This window comes from Streptomyces chisholmiae, assembly GCF_031845445.1.
Lineage (GTDB): Bacteria > Actinomycetota > Actinomycetes > Streptomycetales > Streptomycetaceae > Streptomyces > Streptomyces chisholmiae.
In genome coordinates this window covers 84187-107451 of the sequence record NZ_JAVREO010000010.1, presented here as the reverse complement: position 1 = coordinate 107451, position 23265 = coordinate 84187, and the positions used below count along the sequence as shown (strand labels likewise).

Here is a 23265-nt window from a genome sequence, read left to right as displayed (position 1 = left end):
CGGGAACTCGGGGCGCCGAGCGGACAAGAGGGGGCGTGAACCATACGATGCACGCGCGCCTGCGGGCCGGCGATCCGGACGCCTTCCGGGAGTTGTTCGACTCCTACGCGGGCCTGGTCTACGGCTACGCGGCGCGCGCGACGGGGGACCGGAGTCTGGCCGAGGACGTCGTGTCGCTGTGCTTCCTGGAGGCCTGGCGGTTAAGGGACCGGCTGCGGGACGAGGGCGAGACGCCCCGCCCCTGGCTGATGGGCATCGCGGTCAACGTGCTGCGCAACACCGCCAGGGCCAAGCGCCGCCACGAGCGGGCGATGGCCCGGCTGCCACCGCCGCCGACCGAGCCCGACTTCTCCGACGAGGTGGCGGGCCGGCTCGCCGACGCCGAGCAACTGGCGGCCGTCAAGCGGGCCTTGGACCGGCTGCCGGAGCGCGAACGGCAGACGTTCATGCTGCACGTCTGGTCGGGGCTCAGCTACGCGGAGACCGCCGAGGCGCTCGGGGTGCGGCTCGGCACCGTGCGTTCCCGCCTGTCCAGGACCCGGAAGCGGCTGCGCGGGCTGGCGGACGAGGAACTGCGGATCGGGGCCCGGCGGCGGGGAGAAGTCCCGGAAGAACATCGGGAACCCACCCGGCGGCGCGGACAACAACCGGGTGACCGCCGGCTGATGGCGGTCCGGTCGATCGAGGAGAACAGACCATGAGGCACGAGGACTCCCCGGAGCGTGACGAGCTGGCCCGCCTGCTCCCGCCGCCCGGTGACCCGGTGCTCCCTCCCGGCCGCCAGCGCGTTCTTGAGGAGCATCTGATGAACCAGCTCAGCGATGCGCACCAGCAGGCCCCCGAACCCCGCCGGGCGCCAGCCCGGAACCGGCGCCGGCTGGCCCTGATCGGGGTGCCGGTGGCGCTGGCGGTCGCCGCCGGCGTGGTGGTCGTCGGCCAGCAGGGCGGCGGCGACGCCGGCCAGCGGCCGCCGGCGGTGGCCGGCGACAACGCCCAACTGACGGAGACCATCGACCAGATCGTGTTCGCCGCGAACGCGGCGGAGCCGCTGGTCCCCGAGCACGACCAGTTCATCTACATCCACAGCCAGGTGCAGTACTACGGCGTCTCGGAGAACGAGTCGGGCGAGGGAACGACGGAGCTGGAGTCGCCGCGTTCCCGCGAGGTCTGGCAGTCGACGGACGGGGACCAGGGCTGGCTGATCGAGCCGGAGACGCCCGGCGGCATGCCCGAGGAGGGCATCACTCTCGACGAGGTGGTGGAGGACAGCCTGAGCAGCCCCTCCTACGACTTCCTGAGCACCCTGCCGACCGATCCCGAGCGGCTGCTTGAGCTGATCTACGAGGACGGTCTCGGCGAGGGTGACAGCCCCGAGGAGCGGGCGTTCAGCACCATCGGCACCCTGTTGCGGGAGAGCCTGCTCCCCCCGGACCTGGGCGCCGCGCTGTACGGGGCCGCGGGCCGGATCCCCGGCGTCATGGTGGTGGACGACGTCACCGACGCGCTGGGCAACGAGGGCATCGCGGTGGCGCTGGAGAGCGAGACCTACGACGAGCGCATCGAGTGGATCTTCGACGCGGTGGACTACACCTACCTCGGTGAGCGCATCGTGGCGATCGAGGGCAACACCGTCGCCGAGCCCGGCACGCTCCTCGGCTGGACGGGCGTCATCGAGCAGGCCGTCGTCGACGAGAAGGGGCAGCGCCCCGGCGACGCGGCGGACTCCACAGACTCCGCGGACTCGGCGGACTTGGCGGACTCGGCGGACGAGACCGCGTAGCTCCGTCGGGCCGGGCGCCGCGTCGGTGGGACACAGGCCGTCCCACCGGCGCGGCACACCGGTCCACGCGGCGCCCGGGTTCAGCGCGGCGCGCCGGTTCAGCGCGGGGGCAGGTCGAGCAGCTCCCGCACCTCGGGCCGGTCGAAGAGCCCCACGCACCAGGCGAAGTGCCCGTCGTCGCCGGTCGGCGAGTAGATCGTCGCGGTGCTCAGCGAGTACGCCGCCCGATAGGTGAGCAGGGTCGCCCTGGGGTGGCCCAGGCGGTCGGTCATGGCGGCGAGCAGCGCGTCGTCGTGCGCCCGCGCCGCCGGCCCGTACATGTCGAAGAAGCCGGCGGCGGTGGCCGCGTCGAAGGCGTTGTCCCCGGCGCCGGTGAGGAAGCCCCAGTCGAGCAGGGCCACCACCCGGCCGCCCCGGTCGACCAGGATGTTCGGCGGGCAGATGTCCCCGTGCACCACCCGTTCCGGCCCGCCGGCCGGCAGCGCGAGGAGCCGGTCCCGCACGGCGGCCAGGATCCGGTCCAGCTCGGGCAGCGCCCGGAGCAGCGGGCCGCGGCTGGCGGCGGCCCGCCGCTCGGCCAGGTCGGCGAAGGCCGCCGGCCAGTCGCGCCCGGCCCGCAGCGGCTCGGCCTCGTCGAGCACCGGCAGGGCGCGGGCCGCCGGTCCGGCCGTGGTGGTGCCGAGCACCGCGACCACGTCGAGGATCGCGGCGTGCTCCGCCGCCGGGTCGAGCCCGGCCTCGCTGAGCGGCACCCCGGGCAGCTCGCGTTCCACGCTGACCACCACGCCGTCCAGCTCGCGCACCGCCACCGGCTCAGGGGTGGCGAACGGGAGCCGCTGGGCGGCGAGTTCGGTCTGGAAGGCGGCGTGCCGGCGCACGTCGGCGAGGGTGCGCCCGGGGTTCCACACCTTGCCGACCAGGCCGCCGGCCAGCCGGTACACCGTGCCCTCCATGCCCTGGCCGAGGAGGTCGGCCGGGCGGTAGCCCAGCCGGCCCAGCACCTCGGCCGGCGTCCGAGCCGGCTCCTCGGCCGTGGTGCGGCCGCCGGTCGGTTCCTGCACACTCGACACTTCTGCCGTCCCTTCGACGGTCGGCTTCGCGGGGCCGGCGTCCACCGGCCCCGCGCTGTCCCCGTTCACCCGCGGCGTCCTCGTTCACTCGCGGCGTCCACCGGTCACCCGCGGTGTCCAGCGTCCGACGCCCGCGGTGCCCGCCCGGCCGGCGGGCGGCTCGCCGTCACGCCGCCGGGCGGACGGCCGCGCCGGCCGGGGCCGGCGCCTCGCGGCTCTCCTCGCGCGGCACGAAGGCCACGCCCCGGCGACCGGCGCGCAGGCTGATCCGCAGCCGCAGCCCGCCGACCCTGGCCAGCATCATCGCCACCCCGACGGCCGCGGCCAGGCAGACCACCGCCCCGCCGAGCAGCCCGATCCGGGCGCCGAAGGCGTCGCTGAGCCAGCCCACCAGCGGCCCGCCGAAGGGCGTCCCGCCGACGAAGACCATCATGAAGAGGCTGATCACCCGGCCGCGCATCGCCGGGTCGGTGGAGATCTGGACCGTGGAGTTCGCGGTGACCTGGAAGGTCATCCCGGCCAGCCCGATCAGCGGCATCAGCAGCGCGAACGTCAGGAAGTTCGGCGCCGCCGAGGCGACCACCAGCAGCACGGCGAAGACCGCGGCGGCGGCCACCGTGAACCGGATGCGGCTGCTGCCGCGCCGGGCGGCGAGCAGCGCGCCGATCACCGAGCCGGCCGCCATCAGCGAGTTCAGCAGCCCGTAGGTGCCGGCGCCGGAGGCGAAGACCTGGTCGGTGAAGGCGACCAGCCAGATGGCGAAGTTGTAGCCGAAGGTCCCGATGAAGCCGACCAGCACGATGACCCAGAGCAGGTCGGGCCGGCCGCCCACGTAGCGCAGGCCCTCCCGCAGCTGCCCCCGGCCACGCGGCACCCGCTCGGCGCGGGTCAGCTCGGAGGTGCGCATCATCAGCAGCCCGATGATCGGCGCCACGAAGGACAGGCCGTTGATCAGGAACGCCCAGGCGCCCCCCACGGCGGCGATCAGCACGCCGGCCACGGCCGGGCCGATCAGCCGGGCGGACTGGAAGTTCGCGGAGTTCAGCGAGACCGCGTTGCGCAACAGCCGGGGGCCGACCATGTCGGAGACGAAGGTCTGCCGCGCGGGGTTGTCGACCACCGTCACCAGGCCGACGACCAGCGCCAACGCGTAGACGTGGTAGACGTTCACCACGCCGGTGAAGGTCAGCGCGGCCAGGCTGAGCCCGGTCACGCCGAGGACGGCCTGGGTGCCGATCAGCAGCATGCGCTTGTCGAACCGGTCGGCGAGCACGCCGCCGTAGAGGCCGAAGAGCAGCATCGGCAGGAACTGGAGCGCGAGGGTGACGCCGACGGCGGCGGCCGAGCCGGTCAGCTCGTGCACCAGCCAGTCCTGGGCGATGCGCTGCATCCAGGTGCCGATGTTGGATATGGCGTTCCCGAAGAAGTGGATGCGGTAGTTCCGCACCTGGAACGAGCCGAAGGTGGATACTTTGTCGTTTTCGGTCAGAGATGCGGGTGCGGAGCCTGCTCCGGGTCCCGAACTCAAGGGTGACTCTCCTTAGTACTCAGTGCGTGGTGCGGTGTGCCGGTGGTGCGGATGGTGCCGGTGGTACCGATGGCGCCTGGGTGGCGCCCCGCTGGTCCGGCGGGCGGCCGCGGTGCGGCCTGGCTGGTGGGGTTGGGCTGGTGAGATGGAGCTGGGAGGTGGGCCGATGGGACGGGGCGCGCGACGCTACAAGTGCGCCAGCTTGTGCAGCACGGGCGCGGCGGCGCGCAACGCGGCCCACTCCTCCTCGTCCAGCTCGTCGGCGAGCCCGGCGAGCCAGGCGTTCCGCTGGGCGCGGCTGGCCGCGAGCATCTCCTCGGCCGCGTCGGTGGCGGCCACCAGCTTCTGCCGGCGGTCCTCCGGGTGCGGCTGGAGCTCACACAGGCCCCGCTCGTGCAACAACGACAGGATGCGGGTCATCGACGGCGGCTGCACGTGCTCCTTGCGGGCCAGCTCCCCCGGCGTCATCGCGCCGCAGCGGGCCAACGTGCCCAGCGCGGACAGCTCGGCCAGGCTCAGGGTGCGGTCCACCGAGACGTGCCGCATCCGGCGGGAGAGCCGGAGCACCCCGACACGCAACGTGTTGATCGCCTCGGCGTCCTCCGGGCGGTCCATCGCGTGAGGCATGAACAACCACCGTTCGCTCATTAGCTTGCCTAACGAAATATAGGACGAACAGCCGCCGCTGTACATTCCTCGGACCCACCGGAGTGAGCAAACCCACGAAGCCCCCACGTTTCCCACCCGGCGGTACGCTGATCCGGCAAGCCCGGCGGCACCTCGGACGGGCGCGAGGCCCGGCGTCGCCCGGGACTCTACCGCGACACGGAGACGGAGGGCGGCGCGATGCGCCTGGGCGAGCTGGCGGACGGCAAACGGGAGGCCCCCGAGCCGCTGGAGGGGAACCCGGTCCGCACGGTACTGGTCGGCACCCTCGTGTGGGCGGCGCTCTTCGTCGTCCAACTGCCGTTCTACGGCTGGTTCGACGACCACGACCGGCTGTGGTGGCTCTGGACCTGCGCCGCCGGCGCCGGCCTCGGCCTGATCGGCCTCTGGTACGTCCGCGCCCGCGACGCGGCGATCCGCCGCGCGGCGGAGGCGGAGGCGGAGGCCGACGAAGCCGGCCAGGAGCCGGCCCCCGAGGACTGACCCCGAGGACCGACCGCCGGCCGCCTATGTGGGGGTGTTTGGCGAGCTTGTGGGAGTGGCTGGTCCGGGCGGTGGGGATGTGGTGTCATCGCGTGCGAGGTTTCGCGGCGGCGAGCGACGGGGGAAGTCAGGCTGATGGTGGCGGAGTTGGAGCCGGGTGATCCCCGGCGGGTGGGTCGGTACCGGATCACCGGGCGGCTGGGCGCCGGTGGGATGGGGCGGGTCTTTCTGGGGCGCTCGCCCGGCGGGCGGCTGGTCGCGGTCAAGGTGGTGCGGGCCGAGCTGGCCGACGACCCCGGCTTCCGCGCCCGCTTCGCCCGCGAGGTGGCCGCGGCCCGCAAGGTCACCGGCCTGTTCACCGCCGCCCTCGTCGACGCCGACCCCGACGCCCCCACCCCCTGGCTGGCCACCGCCTACGTCCCGGGCCTGGCCCTGGACGAGGCGGTCGCGGCACACGGCCCCTGGCCGGTCGCCTCGGTGCGCGCGCTGGGCGCGGGGCTCGCCGAGGCGCTGGAGGCGATCCACGCCGCCGGGCTGGTACACCGGGACCTCAAGCCGTCCAACGTGCTGGTCGCCCCGGACGGCCCGCGGGTGGTGGACTTCGGGATCTCCATGGCCGTCGAGGCCACCGCGCTCACCCGCGCCGGCACCGTGATCGGCACCCCCGGCTTCATGGCCCCCGAGCAGCTCACCGGCGCCCCCGTCACGGCCGCCACCGACGTGTTCGCGCTGGGCGCCGTGCTCGCCTACGCCGCCACCGGCACCGGCCCGTTCGGCACCGGCTCGGCCCAGTCGCTCAACTTCCGCATCGCCTACGAGGAACCTGACCTCGCCCAACTCCCCTCCCCTGGCCTGGAGATCATCGCCCGCTGCCTGGCCAAGGACCCGGCCGAACGCCCCACCGTGGCCGCCGTCCTGGACGAACTCGCCCCCGAGCAGGCGGAGTCCGAGACCCACCCGGCCACCCGCGTCGATCCGCAGGCCGGCTGGCTCCCCGAGCATCTCGCCCAGGCCCTGCCCACCGCCTCCGCCACGCCCCGACCGGAACCGTCCACCGCCCCCACCAGCGCGCCCCCGCCCCCGCCACCGACCCGGGCGGCGACCACGGCGGTGCCGGCCGCACCCGCCGGCCCGGCCGGCGCGCCCCGCGCCACCGGCGCGCTCTGGACGGCCATCGTCATGGTGGTGGCCGCCCAGTTCCTGCCGGCCTACCGGGGTGACAGCATCGCCGACCACCTGGGGGAAGGGTCCTGGCCCGGCCTCCTGCTCGGCGCCCTCAACGCGGCCACCTGCGGCCTGCTGCTGGGGCTCCAGGCCAGGAGCGGGAACGCCCCCGTCCCGACCTGGGCCCGCGTACTGCACGCCACGGTGACCACCGTCGTCACGGCGACACTGCTGATCATGCTGGTCGGCTACACCGGCGGGGACCTGAGCCCCGTCGGCCCCGGCGGTTGGAGCCTGATCCTCGCGGGCGTACCGCTCTTCTACAGCGTCCACCAACTCTCCCCCGCGCGCGCCCTGTCAGCGGGGCCGGTGCCCGCCCCGGCCGCGCCGGGCACCGTGACCCCGGAGTCCCGGGAACGGGCGGCCAGCGCCCTGCGGTTCGCCATCGCGGCGATCACCGTCGCGATGTTCCTGCCAGCCATGGACGGCGACAACGTGGTCAACCACCTGTCGGAGGGCTCCTGGCCGGTCGCCGTCTTCGCCGTGGTCAACGTGTCCACCAGCGTGCTGGTGCTGTCCCTCCAGAACCGGTCCGGCGCGGCGCCGGTGGCGGCCTGGGCGCGGGATCTGCACGGGATACTCAGCACCTTCGTCATCGTGCTGCTGCTGGCCATGCTGTTCGGCATCTACGAGGACCAGGGCGACTTCGACGGCATCGGCCCCGGCGTGTGGGCCTACGTGCTGGGCGGCCTGGCGCTGCTCTACAGCATTCGCCAACTCTCCCCCTCCCGGGCCCGTTCCTGACCCGTCCGGTGCATGGCATGCTGGCCGGTATGACGTTGATCCGAAAGGCCGATGGCGCGTAGGGCGCCCGGCGCGGTGCGCGCCGAGAAGCGGTGGGTCCGGGGGGACGCCCGGAAGTTGAGCCAGGTCACCGGGCTCGGCGGGCCGGCGTTGGCCGCGGTGCGCCGGTTGGAGGCCGGCCGGTTCTGGCCGGGCGCGCTGCGGGAGGCGCTCGACCGGTACGAGCGGTTCCTGCGGGTGCCGGGGCGCTACCTGTCGTTGCCGGCCTGTCCGTGCTGCGATCCGCTGGCGGACCGGGACACGGTGGAGGAGTTCCTCAACGCGCTGCCGCCCCGGGCCCGGCGCGAGCTGCGGGCGGTCGTCGCGCCGCTGGACGCGGAGTTCGAGCGGCGGACGCTGCCCGACCCGGGCGTGGCCAACCCACCCTGGTCGAGCGGCTGGTGGCACCGCCGGCTGTCCGACCCCTAGGGCTCAGGCGGGGACGGCCGGCTCGGCGGGCGCGTCCGCCGGATCGGCCCAGACGACGCGGGCGCTGACCTCGGGGTCCCGCTCGAAGCTCGGGAGGACGCGCGCCAGCGAGGACATCCGCATCCGGCGCTGGCCCGTCACGCTGACCACCTCGTACTTGCCGTCCTCCAGGCGCATGCCCCAGGCGGCGACCAGCGCGTCGTCCTCCTCGCCGATGACCTGGACCACGGCGAAGAGCTTCGGCAGCTGACTGGCCACCATCTCCCGCACCTCGGTGTCGAAGTCCGTCTCCCACAGCGCCCAGTCCGTCATGATCCGTGCTCCTTCGGTGAGTTGAGCCAGTGCGCAGCATGCTAGTGGCTTACGTAAGCCGAGGACATCACTCGAACGTGTGAATTCATTTTGTCGCTACCCGAACTAGGATCGGTGCGGACAACCGGCACAACCGGCTTTACGCGAGGGGGCGTTACCCATGGCCAGTTCTTCTGCCCAGATGCGGCGACTTGGGGCGGAGCTGCGCAGGCTCCGGGAGTTGACGGGGCGGACGCAGGGCGATCTCGGACAGGTCCTCGGCCGCACGCACGCCAGCCTGGTCAACTGGGAGCGCGGCAAGACGCGGATCAGCAAGTCCGATCTCGCCTACCTGCTGGCCGAGTTGCGGGCGCCGGCGGAGGTGCGCCGGGGCCTTGAGGAGCTGCGGGTCGCGGCGCAGCAGACCAAGTCCCCGTGGGGCACCTTCGGGCTGCCGGACTGGCTGCGGCCGATCATGAGCTTCGAGGAGGACGCGGTCCAGGTCCAGACGTTCCAACCGGTGCTCGTTCCGGGGCTGTTCCAGACCGAGGAGTACGCCCGGGCGATCCACCAGACGGGCCGACACAAGGTGGACCCGGAGTTCGTGGAGCGGTGGGTGGCCGCCCGGATGCGCCGGCAGTTGCGGCTGAACGGGGCGGAGCCGCTCCGGGTGCACGCGGTGATCCCGGAGGCCACCCTCCGACTGGAGGTGGGCGGGCCCAAGGTGCTGGTCAAGCAGGTGGCCCGGCTGCACGAGCTGTCCCAGCTGGAGCATGTCACGCTTCAGGTGCTGGCCGCCGACCGGCACGGCTATGGCGGGGTGGCCAGCAACTTCATGGTGCTGCACTTCGCCGAGCCGGAGCTGGATCCGCCGCTCGGCTGCTTCGACGGCCCGCTGGGCGGCTATATGATCAGTGAGGAAGGCGATGTGGCTACCCTGGTGGCGATGTTCCAGGATCTGAGCCGACTGGCCCTCTCGCCGGAGGACTCCACGGAGCTGCTCGCCAAGACCCTGGCTGACCAATCCGGATAGGACCTCTCATGGCCGAGCCGACCGAGCACGTTGCCTGGCGCACCTCCTCCTACAGCGACGCGGGTGGCGAATGCGTCCAGTTCGCACAACTCCCCGACGGAAGCGTCGCGTTCCGCGACAGCAAGACCCCCGACACCGGCACCCTCCACTTCCCCGCAACCCAGGCCCGAGCCTGGCTGACCGACCTCAAGCGCGGCTGACCGCCAGCCGCCAGCGCCCACGGGCCCCGACCGCCGCCCCCGCGGAGGTCGGGGCCCTCGGCATGGCGCCCGCCCCGCCCGGCAATGCTTCCGGCAGCCCCCACCGGAAGGATCTACTCATGGCCGAGCCGACCGAACACGCCACCTGGCGCACCTCCTCCCACAGTGACGCGGGCGGCAACTGCGTCCAGTTCGCACAACTCCCCGACGGAAGCGTCGCGTTCCGCGACAGCAAGACCCCCGACACCGGCACCCTCCACTTCCCCGCACCCCAGGCCCGCGCCTGGCTGACCGACCTCAAGCGCGGCTGACGGCCGGATCTCCCGGAAGGACGCTTCCATGGCCAAGTCCTCGACCGAGCACGTCACCTGGCGCACCTCCTCACACAGCAACGCGGGCGGCAACTGCGTCCAACTCGCCCAACTCCCCGACGGCAGCCTCGCGTTCCGCGACAGCAAGACCCCCGACACCGGCACCCTCCACTTCCCCGCCCCCCAGGCCCGCGCCTGGCTGGCCCACCTCAAGCGCGGCTGACGGCGAGCCCGGCGGCCCCACGGCTCGGTTCCTTATCTTTCTGTCACCAACGCCCTGATGTCATAAGGGACATGAGGGTTCTGGTAGCCGAAGACCACCACGTGTTGGCCCGCACCATCGCCAAGGGGCTGCGGCGCGCGTCGATCGCCGTGGACCTGGCCGCCTCGGGGGACGAGGCCGAGCGGATGTGCCTGCTCACCGACTACGACGTGCTGGTGCTCGACCGGGACCTCCCGGTGCTCACCGGGGACGAGGTGTGCAGAAGGCTGCGGGCGCTGCCCGACCCGCCGCGCATCCTGCTGCTGACGGCGGCCGGCGGGGTCGCGGAGAAGGTATACGGGCTGGAGGAGTTGGGCGCCGACGACTACCTGGCGAAGCCCTTCGACTTCGCCGAACTCGTCGCCCGCATCCAGGTCCTGTACCGCCGGGCGCCGAAGCCGCCGGCGGCGGTGCTGCGGCACGGGAGGGTGCGGATGGACCGCACCCGCCGGGAGGTGCTCGTCGACGGCCGGCCGGTCGATCTCACGCCGAAGGAGTTCGCCGTCCTGCACCTGCTGTTGGCGTCCCCCGACGAGCCGGTCGCGCACCGCGACCTGGTGCGGTCCGTGTGGGACGAGAACCTGGCGCCCACCACCAGCGCGGTGCGCGCCACGGTCAGCCGGCTGCGGGCGAAGCTCGGCGGGCCCGACACCATCGCCGCCGACACCGGCCGCGGCTACCGGCTCGCCCGGTGATCCGGCGCCGCTGGTCCCGGCTCCCGTTCGTCACCCGGCTCGCCCTGGCGTTCGGCGGCCTGTTCCTCGCGTCGGGGACCGCGCTGCTGGCCTTCGTGGTGGCGCTGGCCCGCTACGGGACCGCCGCCCGGGCCGAGGGGATCGCGGTCTCGACGGACGACGAGCCGCTGGACGGGGACGCCGGGCCCCTCTCCCCGACCGACTTCGAGCCGACCGAACGGGCCGAACCGACCGAATGGGCCGGCCCGACCGGGCGGAACGGGGAGAGCGGGGAGAGCGCGCCCACCGGGGAGGAGCTGCCGGACGGCGTCTCGCTGCGCTACCTCGACGCGACCGTCCAGGCCGTGCAGGACACCGCAGTGGCGCAGATGCTGCTGTGGTCCGCCATCGGCCTGGCCCTGATGACGGTTCTCGTGGTGCTGACCGGCCGGCGGCTGGCCCGGCGCGCGCTCCGGCCGGTGACCGCGGTGACGGACACCGCGCTGCGGATCAGCGAGACCAGCCTGGACCGGCGGCTCGACCTGTCCGGCCCGGACGACGAACTGCACCATCTCGCCGACGCGTTCGACTCCATGCTGGAACGGCTCCAGCGGGCCTTCGACAGCCAGCGCCGCTTCGTGGCCAACGCCTCGCACGAGCTGCGCACCCCGCTCGCCGCCCAACGCGCGAGCATCGAGGTCGGGTTGGCCGATCCGCTGCCCGCGGACCTGGTGGAGACCCGGGAGGACCTGCTCACCACCAACCGCGAGGCGGAGCGGCTGATCGCCGCGCTGCTGCTGCTGGCGCGCGGCGAGCGCGGCCTGGAGCGGCCGGAGGAGGTGGACCTGGCCGAGGCGGCCGACACGGCGACGGAGGCGCTGCGGCCGCTCGCCGAGGAGCGGGGGCTGGCGCTGCGCGTCCAATGTGCCGAGCCGGCGCGGGTGTTCGGCGATCCGGTCCTGATCCGGCACCTGATCACCAACCTGGTGGGCAACGCGCTCCGGTACAACCGTCCCGACGGCCACGTCGAGGTGACGCTGGACGGCGGCACGCTCACCGTCACCAACACCGGCGCCCCCATCGCTCCCGAGCTGGTCGAGGGGCTCTTCGAGCCGTTCCGCCGGCTGGGACAGGACCGGGTCGGGGGCACCGGGCACGGGCTCGGCCTGTCCATCGTCCGGTCCATCGCGCGGGCGCACGGGGCCGCGCTGCGCGCCGCGCCGGGGCCGGACGGCGGGCTGGCCGTGACCGTGGAGTTCCGGGCGGCGCGCGCTGTGCCAGTGGGATAAGGAAACCGGCCGGCCGGAGCGCTTTCCGCTTACCGTGCTGAACGTGGCCCCGCGATGAGATGGAGGCACGAACACGGCAGCGGGCCGGGTTCGCGGAAACAGGGAGTACCTCATGCGCAAGTCTCGGATCGTGGGCATCATCGCGTCGTCGGTCGCCGCCGTCGGGCTGACCGCGCTGGCCGTCACCTCGGCCAACGCGGCGAACGGCGCCGGCGAGAGCGACCCGGCCGGCACGCCCGCCGAGGGCACCACCCAGCCGACCGAGCCCGGGCCGCCCGTCGATCTGGGGCCGGGCGTCGCCGTGGAGCAGACCGAGGACGGGCTGCGGATCAGGAAGCTGACCGAGGAGGAGCTGGCGGACATGGACGGCGCCCAGCCCACCACGCCGTTCGAGTCCACCGAGTCGGCCGCCGAGTAGCCGGTCGGCCCCCGGCCGCCGGCCGCCGGGGGCCGGCGGTCCCGGGCCGGCGGTTGAGGGGCCGGGGCCGGCGGTTCGGGGCCGGGGCCGGGGCCGGGGGGCCGACGTGCCGCGCGCGCGAGCGGGGGCCGGCCAACGCCCCGCCGTCCGGGGGTGTTGGCCGGCCCCCGGCGGCCGCCTAACGGAAGCGGTCGGCGTGTTCGGCGACCCACTGGGCGAAAGTGCGGGCCGGGCGGCCGATCACCCGGGCGACGGTGTCGTCCACCGTGCGGGCCGCCGGGGCGGGGTCGGCGTGCCAGTCGATCACGTACTCGGCATCCGCCCGGGAGACCCCCTCGGCCAACAGCCGGTCGACCGCCTGCTGGTGGCTGATCCGGACCAGGGACACGTCCCGGCCGATCGCCCGGGAGACGGCCGCGATCCGGTCCGTGGTGGTCAGCGACTCGGGGCCGGTGAGGTTGTAGGCCCGCCCGGCGTGGCCGTCCGCCAGCAGCGCGACCGCCGCCACCGCCCCGATGTCCGCCTCGTGCACCACGGCGCTCGGCTGGTCGAACGGCTCGCGCACCACCCCCTCCTGACGGATGGAGTCGGTCCAGGTCAACGCGTTGGACATGAACTCCTGCCCCTCCAGCCTGGTCCACTCCACGCCCGACTCGGCCACCGCCTGCTCGGTCGGGCCCACCCAGCCGCCCCACAGCACGGTGATCCGCCGCACCCCGGCGGCCACCGCGCGGCGCACCAGCTCGGGGCCGACCTCGGCGAGGCCGGCCGTCGCCGTGATGTGTAGCCGGTCCACGCCGTCCAGCGCGGCGCCCAGCGCGGCCGGCGCGGTGTGGGTGCCGCCCACCACGGCCACCCCCGGCGGGAACCGGCCGGCCGCCCGGTCCGGGTCGCGGGTCAACGCCCGCACCGGCTCACCCCGTCGCGCCAGTTCGGCCACCACGTGTCGGCCGGTGTTCCCGGTCGCGCCCGTCACCAGCGTCGTCATCTCCGCACCCCTCTCGTCAGGCCGGAACCGGCCTCGTCGCGAGCGACCCTAGGAGTTCAACTCGACTTGAGGTCAAGCGCGTTCGCCACACGCCCCGCAGGCCCGGCTACTCCGCCGGAGGCGAGCGGTATCGCCCGGTTTCCGCCGGAGACTGACCTCGGGGAGCGGTTCACGAACGTTTGGAGTCTGGGTAAAAGCACGTTGTGACCGCTTCCCCGCACTCCCCCGCGGCCCGAGCGCCGCACCGCTAAGGTGGAACCGGTCCAGGTGAGTGGGTCACGGGGCAGGGGGGAGACCGGTCCTCGGGCGCAGGAAGCGAGGTCGGGGTGTCCGCCTGGTATCCACACACGCAGGCATGGCGAAAGAGCAGCTTCAGCGGGCAGAACGGCAGCAGTGAGTGTTGCCTGGTGGCGTTCGCGGCGGAGGAGGTCCTGGTCCGTGACTCGAAAGTCGCCCAGGGTCCGGTACTGCGCCTGCCCCGGGCAGCCTGGCGGGACGCGCTGGCCACGCTGGTCCGCCCCCCGGAGCCGGCCGGCGGCTAGGCCCATGGCCGGATCAACAGCAAGGGCGACGGCCGGGGCGACGGCCGGTCCGTCGCGTCCGGTCTGAGGCGGAGGCGCGATGGGAGCCCGGGAGAAGCGGTGGTTCTCCCCCTACGCCCTGCTCGCCGGCGGGACGGCGACGGTCGCGGGAGCCGGCGCCTCACTACTGGCCGAGGGGGCCGGGGCCCGGCTGCTGGTCTGGGGCGCCGTCGCGGCGGCCGTGGCCGTCGCCGCCGGGATCTGGCACGGCCAGGACCCGGTCAGGGCCCGTCGGTTGACGGCGGGGTGGCATCCCCGCCCGCGCCCTCGGCCGGAGCGTCGCCGGCACGACGCCCCCTGACGCGCGCGACCAGCCACCCGGTCACCGAGGTCACCAGCGCCGCACCCACCACGCTGACCAGCGGCCAGACCTGCTCCCAGACCAGGTCACCGATCCCGCTGGCCGCGTACCAAACCAACAAGACCGCCGCGACGGTCGCGGCGGTCTTGATGACGAAACTCCATATCAGGGCGTGGTTCCTGCGGCGCTCCAGCCGTAAGAGCCGCTCCAGCTCGACGTCGCTCCCCATGGCCCGCAGGGTGATGTCATGGGCGGTCGGGGCCCGGTCGGGCGCGCTCTCCTCCGGGCCCGGCGCGGTGTCCGAGGACGCGGGGAGGCCCGGAGGGACATCTCGTCTCCTGAAAACCTGCATGGCTGCTCCGTCACTCCCTCCCCGCGGGGAGACGCGCTCGGCCTCAGTTCGTGCCGAGCCCCTCCAAGGTCTGGTCGATCAGTGCGAGAGTGGCCTCGTCGCTCAGGGCCCGTTCGGTCAGGTCCTCGAAGCACTCCTGGTAGCGCGCGATCAGCTCGTAGTCGTCGCGGCTGGCGAGCGTGCCCCCCAGGGACTCGACGTTGACGAGGTCGTCGTCGTCCTCGAACCCCAGCAGGGCGAAGCTGCCGTCGACGCTGGCGTGCACGCCGGCGGTGAACGGGAGGATCTGCAGGCGCACCCGATCCCGCGTGGCCAACTCCCTGACATAGCGCAGCTGTTGACGCATGAGGGCGGGGCCGCCGATCATCCGGCGGATCGCGGCCTCGTCCACGATGAAGTGAGTCTGCGGGCCGTCCTCGGTCTCGAAGAGCCGCTCCTGCCGGGCCGCGCGCAACTCCGCCGCGCGCCGGGCGCGCTCGGGGCTGACCACCGGCAGCGCCAGCGCCACGACGTAGTCGGTGGTCTGCAGGAAGCCGGGAAAGTAGATCGGGTGGAAGGCCCGGATCGAGGTGGCCGACCCCTCGTAGGAGAGGTACAGGTCGAACGGCGGCTGGACGATGTCCCGGAACTGTGTCCACCAGGGCTGCCCCTTGCTGCCCCGGGCGGCCTCCTCCAACGCCGCGACCAACTCGGCGTCGGCCACCGCGTACTGCCGGACCATGGCGCGCAGGTCGGTGACGGAGAGGCCGACCGTGCCCTTCTCGATGCGGATGATCTTCGAGATCGACCACTCCAGGGCGCCAGCCGCCTCGTGCTGCGTCAACCCCGCCCGCTCCCGGGCCCGTCGCAGCTCGACGCGCAGCCGGCGGCGGTTGAGGGTGGGGTCGTCTGCCCTGGACATGGGGCTCCTTCGCGGTGAGCGGGGGTCGGCACGGCCTGGCGGGAGGCACCCGGCCCGACCATCCGGAATGCCGACACTCGTCGAACAGCCAGGATACTTATCGAACTCTTACACAACGACCGCTGGCGATGGGGGCGTTGGCCAACAGCCTAGCGCCAGTATGACACATGTCATTCTGACTCATGCGGCGTCAGCGAACCGGCGCGGGCCCGCGCCGGGCCAACCGCCGGGGCACACGTCGGCACCCGCCGGCGGTGGTGCGGCCGGCGGGTGGTGGTGGCGCGGAGGATGCTCAGGCCGGGTCGGCCAGCTGGGTGTGGCGGGTGGCGGCCAGGGCGCCGAGCAGGGTGAGGGCCTCGGCGGTGGGGCTGGCGGGCGCGGCGTGGTAGATCACCAACTGCTGGCCGGGCGCCCCCGACACGTCGAAGGTCTGGTAGCCCAGGGACAGCTCGCCGACCGCCGGGTGCCGCAGCACCTTGCCGCCGCTGGTCTTCGGATGCACCGTCTGGGTGGCCCAGAGCGCGGCGAACTCCGCGCTGGCCTCGGTCAGTTCGCGGACCAGCGCGCGCAGCCTGGGGTAGTCGGGATCGTGGCCGGTGGCCTGCCGCAGCGAGGCCACGACCGCCTGCGCCGCCTCGTGCCAGTGCACGTGGAAGTGCCGGCCGACCGGGTCGAGGAAGACCATCCCGGCCAGGTTGTCGGCCCGCTCGAACGGCGAGAACAGGGCCCGGGCCAGCGGGTTGGCGGTCAGCAGGTCCAGCGCCGGACCGAGCACGAAGGCCGGGGTGTGCGGGTAGCCGTCGAGCAGCTCGCGCAGCTGGGCGCTGACCGTCTCCCGGGGCGGGGCCCCGGCGTCGTCCGGGACCACGCCGGCCAGCCGGTAGACGTGCGCGCGGGCGTCCGGGTCCAGCCGCAGCGCACCGCAGATCGCCGCCAGCACCTGCGGGGACGGGTGCCGCGCGCGGCCCTGCTCCAGGCGCGCGTAGTAGTCGGTGTTCATCCCGGCCAGGACGGCGACCTCCTCCCGGCGCAGGCCGACCACCCGCCGGCGGCCGTGCGAGGGCAGGCCCACCTCGTCCGGCCGGCGCCGGGCCCGGTGCGCGCGCAGGAAGTCCCCTAGCTGCTTGCCACTGGTCATGCCGCCCAGGGTAGGCCGCCACCGGTGCCCTTTGCCTGGGTGTGCCGGACCCAGGCAACAGCCGTCCTGGCACCGGCGGGCCGCGCCGCGCACGCTCTTCGGTGGCGGGCCCACCACGGGGCGCCGCCGGAAGGAGACTGCGTAGATGACAACCGGAAACGCCAAGGCCGTCGCGATCACCGGGGCGAGCAGCGGCATCGGGGAGGCGGTCGCCCGGCGGCTGGCGGCGGACGGGCACCGGGTGCTGCTCGGCGCCCGCCGCACCGACCGGCTGGCGCGGCTGGCCGAGGAGCTGACCGAGGCCGGCGGGGTGGCCGCGTTCCGGCGGCTGGACGTGACCGACGCGGCGGACGTGCGGGACTTCGTCGCCGCCGCCCGCGCCGAGTTCGGCCGGCTGGACGTGCTGGTCAACAACGCGGGGGTGATGCCGCTCTCCGAGCTGGCGGCGCTCCGCGTCGAGGAGTGGGACCGGATGATCGACGTCAACGTGCGCGGGGTGCTGCACGGCATCGCCGCCGCGTTGCCGGTGATGCGGGAGCAGGGCGGCGGCCAGCTGGTGAACGTCGCCTCGGTCGGCGCCCACGAGGTGGTGCCGACCGCCGCCGTCTACTGCGCCACCAAGTTCGCCGTCCGGGCCATCACCGAGGGGCTGCGCCAGGAGAGCGGGCCCGAGCTGCGGGTCACGCTGGTCTCGCCTGGGGTCACCGAGTCGGAGCTCGCCGACCACATCGGCGACCCGGTGGCCCGGGAGGCCATGCGGGAGTACCGGAAGGTGGCACTGCCGGCCTCGGCCGTCGCGGACGCCGTCGGCTACGCGATCGCCCAACCGGCCGAGGTGGACGTGAACGAGATCATCGTCCGGCCGACCGCCAGCGCCCAGTAACCGAGCATGGAGGGGAACGAGTTGAGCATCACCACCGAGGAGTACACGGCCCTGCTGGCCCGGCTGCGGGCGCTGGAGGACACCGAGGCGCTGCGCGCGCTGCTGCACGGCGGCTGGCGGGCGCTGGACCGGCAGGACTGGGACACCTGGATCGCCTGCTGGGCCGAGGACGCCGTGCTGGAGTTCGGCCCCTGGGGCGAGATCCGGGGCCGGGCGGCGATCCGCGAGCGGGTGGCGGCGGCCGAGGCGGGCTACCCGCACATGCAGCACCACATCCTGAACACCCGCTTCGAGGTGACCGGCGACCGGGCCACCGGCACCGGCTACATGTGGTTCGTGGCCGTCACCGAGACCGGCGGGCCGGCCGCGCCCTACGCCATGGGCGGCCCCTACGCCTGGGAGTTCCGCCGGGGCCCGGCCGGCTGGCTGCTGACCAGGCAGCGGCTGGGCGTCTGGTGGACCGACGGCGCGGACCCGAGCGGGGCGCTCGCCTGACCGGCCGCCGTCAGCAGGTCGCGCGCCAGGCGTCCAGCTCCCAGTGCTTGGCGAGGGAGCTGAGCCCGAGGCGGGAGGTCTGAGGGCAGAACTCCGCCGGCGCCAGCTCGTACTCGACATGGAAGACCGGCTTGTCGGCCTCGATGAACGGGGTGAGCAGCGCGCACTCGTCGTGCGCGGCGCACTCCTCGTTGACCGCGAAGTCGAACACGTCGACCAGCTCGGGTATCTGGTCCAGGTCGTTCTTCAGGCCGACGGCCAGGCCGCGCTCGTGCGCCAGCTCGGCGACCATCAGGTTGAAGGCCAGCTGGTCGTCGGCGGTCAGCGGGAAGCCCGTCTCGTTCTGGTAGCCGTCGAGGAGGTCGGGCTCGACCGCGTCGAAGCCCTTCTCCGCACACAGGTCGAAGCGCTCGGCCAGCAGCGGGCCCAGCACGTCCAACGCGCGGATGTCCAGCCAGCGTTCGCCGGGCCAGCCGTTGCCCTCGCCCAGCAGCTCGGCGGGGAACGCGTCGGCGTCCGGGCGGAAGTCCTCCCAGGCGCCGGCGTTGACGTAGCAGATGACCTTCACGTCCCGCGCGTGCAGCGTGGCCACGTCCTCGGCGGTCGACTCGAAGGCGTCGATGTCGTAGACGGGGACCGGGAGGTCGAGGTCGAGCGGGCCGGTCAGCTGCCACTGCCAGTCGAGGCCGGCGGCCGGCCTCCACCAGTCCCCGGCCCCGTCGGCCTCGGCACCCGCCTCCGAGGACGCCGCCGCCCGGGGGCGCTCCTCGCCGGCCGAGCAGCCGACCACGGCCAGCAGCAGGGCGGCGGCCGCCGCGGCGGCCCGGACGGACCTCAGTCGAACCATCGGGCGGTCTCCAACTCGGCGGCGCGGCCCGGCTCCTCCAGGAGCGCGGCCAGCTCGAAACGGCGCGGCCACTGGCCGGTGGCCCAGGCCAGGCCGGCGGCCAGCCCCTCGAACGTCGCCGCGTGCAGCGCCCCGTCGGCGGTCAGCCGCCAGTCCATTTCCTGGCCGTCGATCACCAGGCCGTCCTCGTGCTCCAGATACCACTCCGGCGTGTCCTCGCCCAGCAGCTCCCGGGCGGCCGCGGGCACCTCGCGGCGGGTGCCGCCCTCCGGCGGCACCGCCGGCAGGGCCGCGCTGAGCAGCCGCACGTCCAGCACCGCGGCCAGCTCCCCGGCCAGCTCCGGCGGCACCGGCAGCAGCGGCCGGCCGCCGGCCAGCGGCAGCAGATCCGGCGCGTCGGCGACCAGCGCATCGGCCGCGTCCACCACCCGCACCGCGCCGTCCACCACCGCCCGCAGCGCGTCGGGGAGCGTCACCTCCGCCGGCTCCAGCTCCGCCAACAACCCGTACAGGCCGTGCAGTTGGCTGGCCGAGACGGCCAGCTCCCGGTCGCCGAGGCGGGCCAGCAGCTCGGCCGCGCCGCCCGGCTCGGCCAGCAGCGCGGCGGCCGAGGTGCGCACCCCGAGGGCCCGCAGCACCTCCTCGTCCACCTCGGCGGTGTCCGCGTCCGGATAGAGGCCGGCCAGCAGCGGATCGCCGTCGGCGGCCCGCAGCCCGGCCGGGCGCCGGCCGTCCAACACCGGCGCGCCCCGCAGCCACCAGGCCGTGTAGGACCGCACCGACTCCAGCGTGCCGTCCGGCATCCGCACCCGGACCCGCCCGGTCAGCGCCTCCCGCAGCGGGGAGCGGCCCAACAGGCCGAGCACCCGCGGCCAGTGCGCGTCGTCCACCAGCTCCAGATCCCGCACCGCCAGCACCTCGGTGGCCACCGGGGGCAGCGCCGCCGGCGGCAGCGCGTCCAGCACGTCCTCGCACCAGACGTCCGCCGAGTCCGCCAGGCCGAGGTCGTCCGGCTCGGCGAAAGCCCCCTCGCGCGGCTCCATCTCGTCCGGGTCCAGGACCACGTCGGCGGCCCTGACCAGCACGAAGTCGGCCTGCACCCCGACGGCGGTCAGCACCGACTCGCCCCACTCGTCCGCCAGATCCCGGTCACACGCCAGCAACTCGTGCTCCCTGATCACCTGTTGGAAGACGCTGCCCGGGAAGACCAGCTCGCCGGCCGGGGACAGCTCGCCCGTCTCGTCCGGCAGCGCCAGCGCGCCCAGCCAGGGCGCCTCCCCCGGCGCCAACTCGGCCTCCCGCACCAGCGCCAGCACCGTGCCGGCCAGCTCGGCGGCCGGCACCGCGTCCTCGTCCCACACCTCGAGATCGGCGGACGCGGCCACCGCGTTCCGCACCTGCGGGGTGTCCAGCACCGCGCGCGGGGTCGCCGGGGCGGCGCCGAGCTTCTCCAACAGCGGGTGCGCGGCCTCCGGATGCGCCACCTTCAGGCCCAGCCGGCCCAGCTCCGTCGGCTCCGTGCCGGCCGTCGGCAGCAGCACCCGCATCGGGCCGATGGTGGTGCGGCCGTCGGCGAGCGGCACGGGCAGGCCGGTCAGCAGCTCCGGATCGACCCCGGCCAGCGAGTCGTAGAGCCGCCACCACCAGGCCGCCGGCCGGTCCACCCCGGCGAGCCGCTCGACGACCTCGCCGAGCGAGACCCGCGCCACCTCCAACACCCGCAGCTCCGCCCGGCGTTCGAGACCGGCCGGCAGCAGGCCTGGGAACAGCTCGGAAAGCACCGCCACCGTCTCGGCGCCGGCCCGCTCCAGCAGCTCCGCCTCGGTCGGCCGCAGCGCCACCGGCGGCTCCGGCTCGGCGGGCGCCTCCCCCGGCAGGGGCTCCCCGGGCAGCGGCTCCACCAGCTCCGGCACCGGCGGCCCGGCCGGCGCGACCCCGGCCGCCGCGCTCGGCAGGAACGCCGTCCCCGGCAGCAGCTCCAACAGCGCCTCGCGCAGCCGGCCGTCCAACTCGCCCCGGCCCAACGGGCCCGGCACCAACGCGAGGATCTCCGGCGTCACCGGCCGCCAGTCGGCCAGCAGCGCGGCATAGGACTCGGCGGCCCGGGCCAACAGGAAGTCCGTCAACGGTCCCGGCGCCACCCGGCGGCGGGTCGGCTCCAGCGGGAAACTGCCGATCAACAGGGCCGGCAGGCCCAGCACCTCGTCGGTCGGGGTCGGCGCGTGCAGCACGGGAGCGCTGCTCGGCGGGCTCGGCGCGCCCTCCGCGTCCACCGGCACCGCCCAGCTGATCGACCACCGGCGGCGCTGCCGCTCCTCCAGCGGCCGGTCCGCCAGCAGCGCCTCATCGGCCTCGCCGGCCACCGCCGAGATCCGCCACCGGGTGGACCGCACCGCGCTGCCGGCGGGGCCCGGCTCCTCCGTGATCTGCGTGTAGGGCCCGAACTGCCGCCGGGTCAGGGCCCGCTCCCCGCTCGGGGTGTCCAGCACCACCTCGCCGAGGCCGGGCAGCGCCAGCAGCAGCGTGTCGTCCACCGCGCCCAGCAGCCGATCCGCCAGATCCTCCGCCGCGGCGTCCCGCAGCGGCAGCGTGATCACCGTGTCATAGCCGTCGGGGACGGCCGCCTCGGCCGCCGGCAGCGGCAACGGCAGCCGCAGCAGCGGCACCGCGTGCCGCTCGCCGGCCCGGCGCTCCCACTCGGCGGCCAGCTCCGGCACGTCGTCGGCGGCGGCCCCGGCCAGCTCGGCGGCCTCGGCCAACGACCAGCGCACCCCGCCCCCCGCGCTGGCCACCGCCGGCCGGTCGCTCACCGCGAGCACGGCGGCGAAGCCGACCCCGAACCGGCCGACGCCACCCGAGTCCCGCTTGGCGGAGGCCCGGAGCGTGGCCAGCGACTCGACGCCGGCCGCGTCCAACGGACTGCCCGTGTTCGCCGCCGTCAGCACCCCGTCCCGCAGCGTCAGCCGCAACCGGCCCGGCACACCGGCCCGTTGCGCCGCGTCCGCCGCGTTCTGCGCCAACTCCACGACCAGCCGGTCGCGGTAGCCACCGCGCGCCAGGTCCTCCTCGGCGTTCGCGTCCTCGCGGAACCTGGCCGGCGAGTCCCGCCAGGCGCGCAGCACGCGCTGCCGCAGCCGCTCGGTGGAGAACGGGTCGGGCAAACCGGAGTACGGGTCAACCGCGTGGTCGGTGGTCACGTCACCGACACTATCGCCGACCACCGACACCCCCCGCCTCCGGTCGCTCGTCTGTTCGGCCCGCCGGCCGGATTGTCGGTACCCGGTGTTACGTTCGGGGCGCGATGACCGACATATCCTTCCTGCTCCTCGCGGGCGGCACGGTGTTCCTCGGCTCGGCCCTCCAGAGCAGCATCGGGCTGGGTCTCGGCCTGCTGGGCGCGCCCGTGCTGGCCCTGCTCGAACCCTCGCTGCTGCCCGGCGCCCTGGTGATCACCTCCATGGTGCTGCCGATGCTCGGCGTGGCCAGCGAGTGGCGGGACGTGGACTGGCGCGGCCTGGCCTGGGCGCTGCCGGCCCGGGTGCCGGGGGCGCTGCTCGGCGCCTGGCTGGTCGGCCAGCTGGCGCCGGCCGCGCTGGCCGGCACGGTCGGCGCGATGGTGCTGCTGGCGGTGGCCGCCTCGCTGTGGCGGGTCAGGGTCGCGGTCCGCCCCTGGTCGCTGCTGGCCGCCGGCGCGCTCGGCGGCGTGACCGGCACCGCCACCTCCATCGGCGGCCCGCCGCTGGCCCTGCTCTACCAGCACGAACGGCCGGCCCGGGTGCGGGCCACGCTGGCCGCGTTCTTCCTGTTCGGCGGCGCGATATCGCTGGCCGCGCTGCTGGCCGCCGGCCAGCTGACCGGCCGCCAGGCCGGGTACGGCCTGGCGGCCACCCCCCTGATGGTCGGCGGCTTCCTGCTCGGCCGCTCCCTGCGCACCCGAGTCGACGCGGGCGCGCTGCGCGCCCTCCTCCTCACGGTGGTCGCCCTGGCCGGCGCCGGCCTCCTCCTCCGAGCGGTCCTCCCCTAGCTAGCGGGCACGCGCCGGGGCGGGGGCCGCCCGCCCCGGCGCGGCCGGGCCAGCCGGGCCAGCCGGGCCGCCGGGGCTACCGGGACCCGGGTGGGGCCACCGCTCCACGGGTCGGCTCGCGGTAGCCGAGGGCCTGCCGTGTACCGAGGCCAGGGAAGCCAGCAGCCCGCCGCCCCGGGCGCACGCCCAAGGGAGCCGGAAACAACCCGCGGCAGCTCACAGGGGGCGGGGCCGTCCCGTTCGGCGAAGGTCAGCGGAGCCGGGGGACGACAAGCCGGACCGCGCCGGGCGAAGCCGTCTACGGCGGGTCAGGC

At 74.5% G+C, this 23265-nt stretch carries 26 protein-coding genes; 16 read left to right on the top strand and 10 right to left on the bottom strand.

What is annotated here, in order from left to right; all coding sequences use genetic code 11:
* The first annotated feature begins 35 nt into the window (after nucleotides 1-35).
* Nucleotides 36-701 (top strand): RNA polymerase sigma factor, encoded by a 666-nt coding sequence (locus RM844_RS17985; RefSeq protein WP_311668267.1) that lies wholly within the window; start codon nucleotides 36-38, stop codon nucleotides 699-701.
* Complete coding sequence (locus RM844_RS17980; RefSeq protein WP_311668266.1) at nucleotides 698-1780, top strand: CU044_5270 family protein; 1083 nt, start codon at nucleotides 698-700, stop codon at nucleotides 1778-1780. The genes RM844_RS17985 and RM844_RS17980 overlap by 4 nt, the downstream gene beginning before the upstream one ends.
* A gap of 98 nt (nucleotides 1781-1878) precedes the next feature.
* Here RM844_RS17980 and RM844_RS17975 read toward each other — a convergent pair whose 3' ends face one another.
* The 3 genes from RM844_RS17975 to RM844_RS17965 form a co-directional block, all read right to left on the bottom strand.
* Entirely contained in the window at nucleotides 1879-2919 is a 1041-nt protein-coding gene (locus RM844_RS17975) for an aminoglycoside phosphotransferase family protein (protein ID WP_311668265.1), read from the bottom strand.
* 97 nt (nucleotides 2920-3016) lie between these two features.
* On the bottom strand, nucleotides 3017-4378 hold the full coding sequence (locus RM844_RS17970) for an MFS transporter (protein WP_311668264.1): 1362 nt from the start codon (nucleotides 4376-4378) through the stop codon (nucleotides 3017-3019).
* Between the two features lie 186 nt (nucleotides 4379-4564).
* Nucleotides 4565-5005: a MarR family winged helix-turn-helix transcriptional regulator gene (locus RM844_RS17965; protein WP_311668263.1), complete on the bottom strand. Its 441-nt coding sequence runs from the start codon at nucleotides 5003-5005 to the stop codon at nucleotides 4565-4567.
* 219 nt (nucleotides 5006-5224) lie between these two features.
* Between RM844_RS17965 and RM844_RS17960 the strand changes: the two genes are divergently transcribed.
* The 3 genes from RM844_RS17960 to RM844_RS17950 all read left to right on the top strand — a co-directional run bounded on the left by RM844_RS17960 (nucleotide 5225) and on the right by RM844_RS17950 (nucleotide 7963).
* Entirely contained in the window at nucleotides 5225-5527 is a 303-nt protein-coding gene (locus RM844_RS17960; RefSeq protein WP_311668262.1) for a DUF2530 domain-containing protein, read from the top strand.
* A gap of 135 nt (nucleotides 5528-5662) precedes the next feature.
* Nucleotides 5663-7495: a serine/threonine-protein kinase gene (locus RM844_RS17955; protein ID WP_311668261.1), complete on the top strand. Its 1833-nt coding sequence runs from the start codon at nucleotides 5663-5665 to the stop codon at nucleotides 7493-7495.
* A 51-nt stretch (nucleotides 7496-7546) separates the two neighbouring features.
* Nucleotides 7547-7963: a hypothetical protein gene (locus RM844_RS17950; RefSeq protein WP_311668260.1), complete on the top strand. Its 417-nt coding sequence runs from the start codon at nucleotides 7547-7549 to the stop codon at nucleotides 7961-7963.
* 3 nt (nucleotides 7964-7966) lie between these two features.
* On the opposite strand, the gene RM844_RS17945 is transcribed toward RM844_RS17950, so the two are convergent.
* Nucleotides 7967-8275: a hypothetical protein gene (locus RM844_RS17945; RefSeq protein WP_311668259.1), complete on the bottom strand. Its 309-nt coding sequence runs from the start codon at nucleotides 8273-8275 to the stop codon at nucleotides 7967-7969.
* A gap of 160 nt (nucleotides 8276-8435) precedes the next feature.
* Between RM844_RS17945 and RM844_RS17940 the strand changes: the two genes are divergently transcribed.
* From RM844_RS17940 to RM844_RS17910, 7 genes are all read left to right on the top strand, one after another.
* Nucleotides 8436-9287 carry a helix-turn-helix domain-containing protein gene (locus tag RM844_RS17940; protein ID WP_311668258.1) on the top strand — a complete coding sequence of 284 codons (852 nt, stop codon included), beginning with the start codon at nucleotides 8436-8438 and terminating at the stop codon, nucleotides 9285-9287.
* Between the two features lie 8 nt (nucleotides 9288-9295).
* Nucleotides 9296-9487 carry a DUF397 domain-containing protein gene (locus RM844_RS17935; protein WP_311668257.1) on the top strand — a complete coding sequence of 64 codons (192 nt, stop codon included), beginning with the start codon at nucleotides 9296-9298 and terminating at the stop codon, nucleotides 9485-9487.
* A gap of 119 nt (nucleotides 9488-9606) precedes the next feature.
* The gene (locus RM844_RS17930; RefSeq protein WP_311668256.1) at nucleotides 9607-9798 is read left to right on the top strand and encodes a DUF397 domain-containing protein; all 192 of its coding nucleotides are present in this window, start codon (nucleotides 9607-9609) and stop codon (nucleotides 9796-9798) included.
* A 28-nt stretch (nucleotides 9799-9826) separates the two neighbouring features.
* Nucleotides 9827-10021: a DUF397 domain-containing protein gene (locus tag RM844_RS17925; RefSeq protein ID WP_311668255.1), complete on the top strand. Its 195-nt coding sequence runs from the start codon at nucleotides 9827-9829 to the stop codon at nucleotides 10019-10021.
* A gap of 71 nt (nucleotides 10022-10092) precedes the next feature.
* Nucleotides 10093-10755: a response regulator transcription factor gene (locus tag RM844_RS17920; protein WP_311668254.1), complete on the top strand. Its 663-nt coding sequence runs from the start codon at nucleotides 10093-10095 to the stop codon at nucleotides 10753-10755.
* Nucleotides 10752-12023, top strand: a complete 1272-nt coding sequence (locus tag RM844_RS17915) for a sensor histidine kinase (protein ID WP_311668253.1) — start codon at nucleotides 10752-10754, stop codon at nucleotides 12021-12023. Before RM844_RS17920 ends, RM844_RS17915 begins: the two co-directional genes overlap by 4 nt.
* Before the next feature lie 112 nt (nucleotides 12024-12135).
* Nucleotides 12136-12441 (top strand): hypothetical protein, encoded by a 306-nt coding sequence (locus RM844_RS17910; protein WP_311668252.1) that lies wholly within the window; start codon nucleotides 12136-12138, stop codon nucleotides 12439-12441.
* 178 nt (nucleotides 12442-12619) lie between these two features.
* Here the strand turns inward: RM844_RS17910 and RM844_RS17905 are convergent, their stop codons facing one another.
* A complete protein-coding gene (locus tag RM844_RS17905) occupies nucleotides 12620-13429 on the bottom strand; it encodes an NmrA family NAD(P)-binding protein (RefSeq protein ID WP_311668251.1) in 810 nt (269 codons plus the stop codon).
* Between the two features lie 326 nt (nucleotides 13430-13755).
* Here RM844_RS17905 and RM844_RS17900 point away from each other — a divergent pair, with 326 nt between their 5' ends.
* The gene (locus RM844_RS17900; RefSeq protein ID WP_311668250.1) at nucleotides 13756-13971 is read left to right on the top strand and encodes a DUF397 domain-containing protein; all 216 of its coding nucleotides are present in this window, start codon (nucleotides 13756-13758) and stop codon (nucleotides 13969-13971) included.
* Nucleotides 13972-14231: 260 nt separating this feature from the next.
* Here the strand turns inward: RM844_RS17900 and RM844_RS17895 are convergent, their stop codons facing one another.
* The 3 genes from RM844_RS17895 to RM844_RS17885 form a co-directional block, all read right to left on the bottom strand.
* Nucleotides 14232-14663: a hypothetical protein gene (locus RM844_RS17895; RefSeq protein WP_311668249.1), complete on the bottom strand. Its 432-nt coding sequence runs from the start codon at nucleotides 14661-14663 to the stop codon at nucleotides 14232-14234.
* 43 nt (nucleotides 14664-14706) lie between these two features.
* The gene (locus tag RM844_RS17890; RefSeq protein WP_311668248.1) at nucleotides 14707-15564 is read right to left on the bottom strand and encodes a helix-turn-helix domain-containing protein; all 858 of its coding nucleotides are present in this window, start codon (nucleotides 15562-15564) and stop codon (nucleotides 14707-14709) included.
* Between the two features lie 292 nt (nucleotides 15565-15856).
* Complete coding sequence (locus tag RM844_RS17885; protein WP_311668247.1) at nucleotides 15857-16702, bottom strand: helix-turn-helix transcriptional regulator; 846 nt, start codon at nucleotides 16700-16702, stop codon at nucleotides 15857-15859.
* A gap of 145 nt (nucleotides 16703-16847) precedes the next feature.
* Between RM844_RS17885 and RM844_RS17880 the strand changes: the two genes are divergently transcribed.
* Nucleotides 16848-17585, top strand: a complete 738-nt coding sequence (locus RM844_RS17880; protein WP_311668246.1) for an SDR family oxidoreductase — start codon at nucleotides 16848-16850, stop codon at nucleotides 17583-17585.
* A gap of 21 nt (nucleotides 17586-17606) precedes the next feature.
* Nucleotides 17607-18080, top strand: a complete 474-nt coding sequence (locus RM844_RS17875) for a nuclear transport factor 2 family protein (protein WP_311668245.1) — start codon at nucleotides 17607-17609, stop codon at nucleotides 18078-18080.
* Between the two features lie 10 nt (nucleotides 18081-18090).
* Here RM844_RS17875 and RM844_RS17870 read toward each other — a convergent pair whose 3' ends face one another.
* Both RM844_RS17870 and RM844_RS17865 read right to left on the bottom strand, forming a co-directional pair.
* Nucleotides 18091-18927 carry an endo alpha-1,4 polygalactosaminidase gene (locus RM844_RS17870; RefSeq protein WP_311668244.1) on the bottom strand — a complete coding sequence of 279 codons (837 nt, stop codon included), beginning with the start codon at nucleotides 18925-18927 and terminating at the stop codon, nucleotides 18091-18093.
* Entirely contained in the window at nucleotides 18915-22124 is a 3210-nt protein-coding gene (locus RM844_RS17865) for a sacsin N-terminal ATP-binding-like domain-containing protein (protein WP_311668243.1), read from the bottom strand. The genes RM844_RS17870 and RM844_RS17865 overlap by 13 nt, the downstream gene beginning before the upstream one ends.
* 104 nt (nucleotides 22125-22228) lie before the next feature.
* Here RM844_RS17865 and RM844_RS17860 point away from each other — a divergent pair, with 104 nt between their 5' ends.
* Nucleotides 22229-22951, top strand: coding sequence for a sulfite exporter TauE/SafE family protein (locus RM844_RS17860; RefSeq protein ID WP_311668242.1), 723 nt, complete (start codon nucleotides 22229-22231; stop codon nucleotides 22949-22951).
* The last annotated feature ends 314 nt before the right edge of the window (nucleotides 22952-23265 follow it).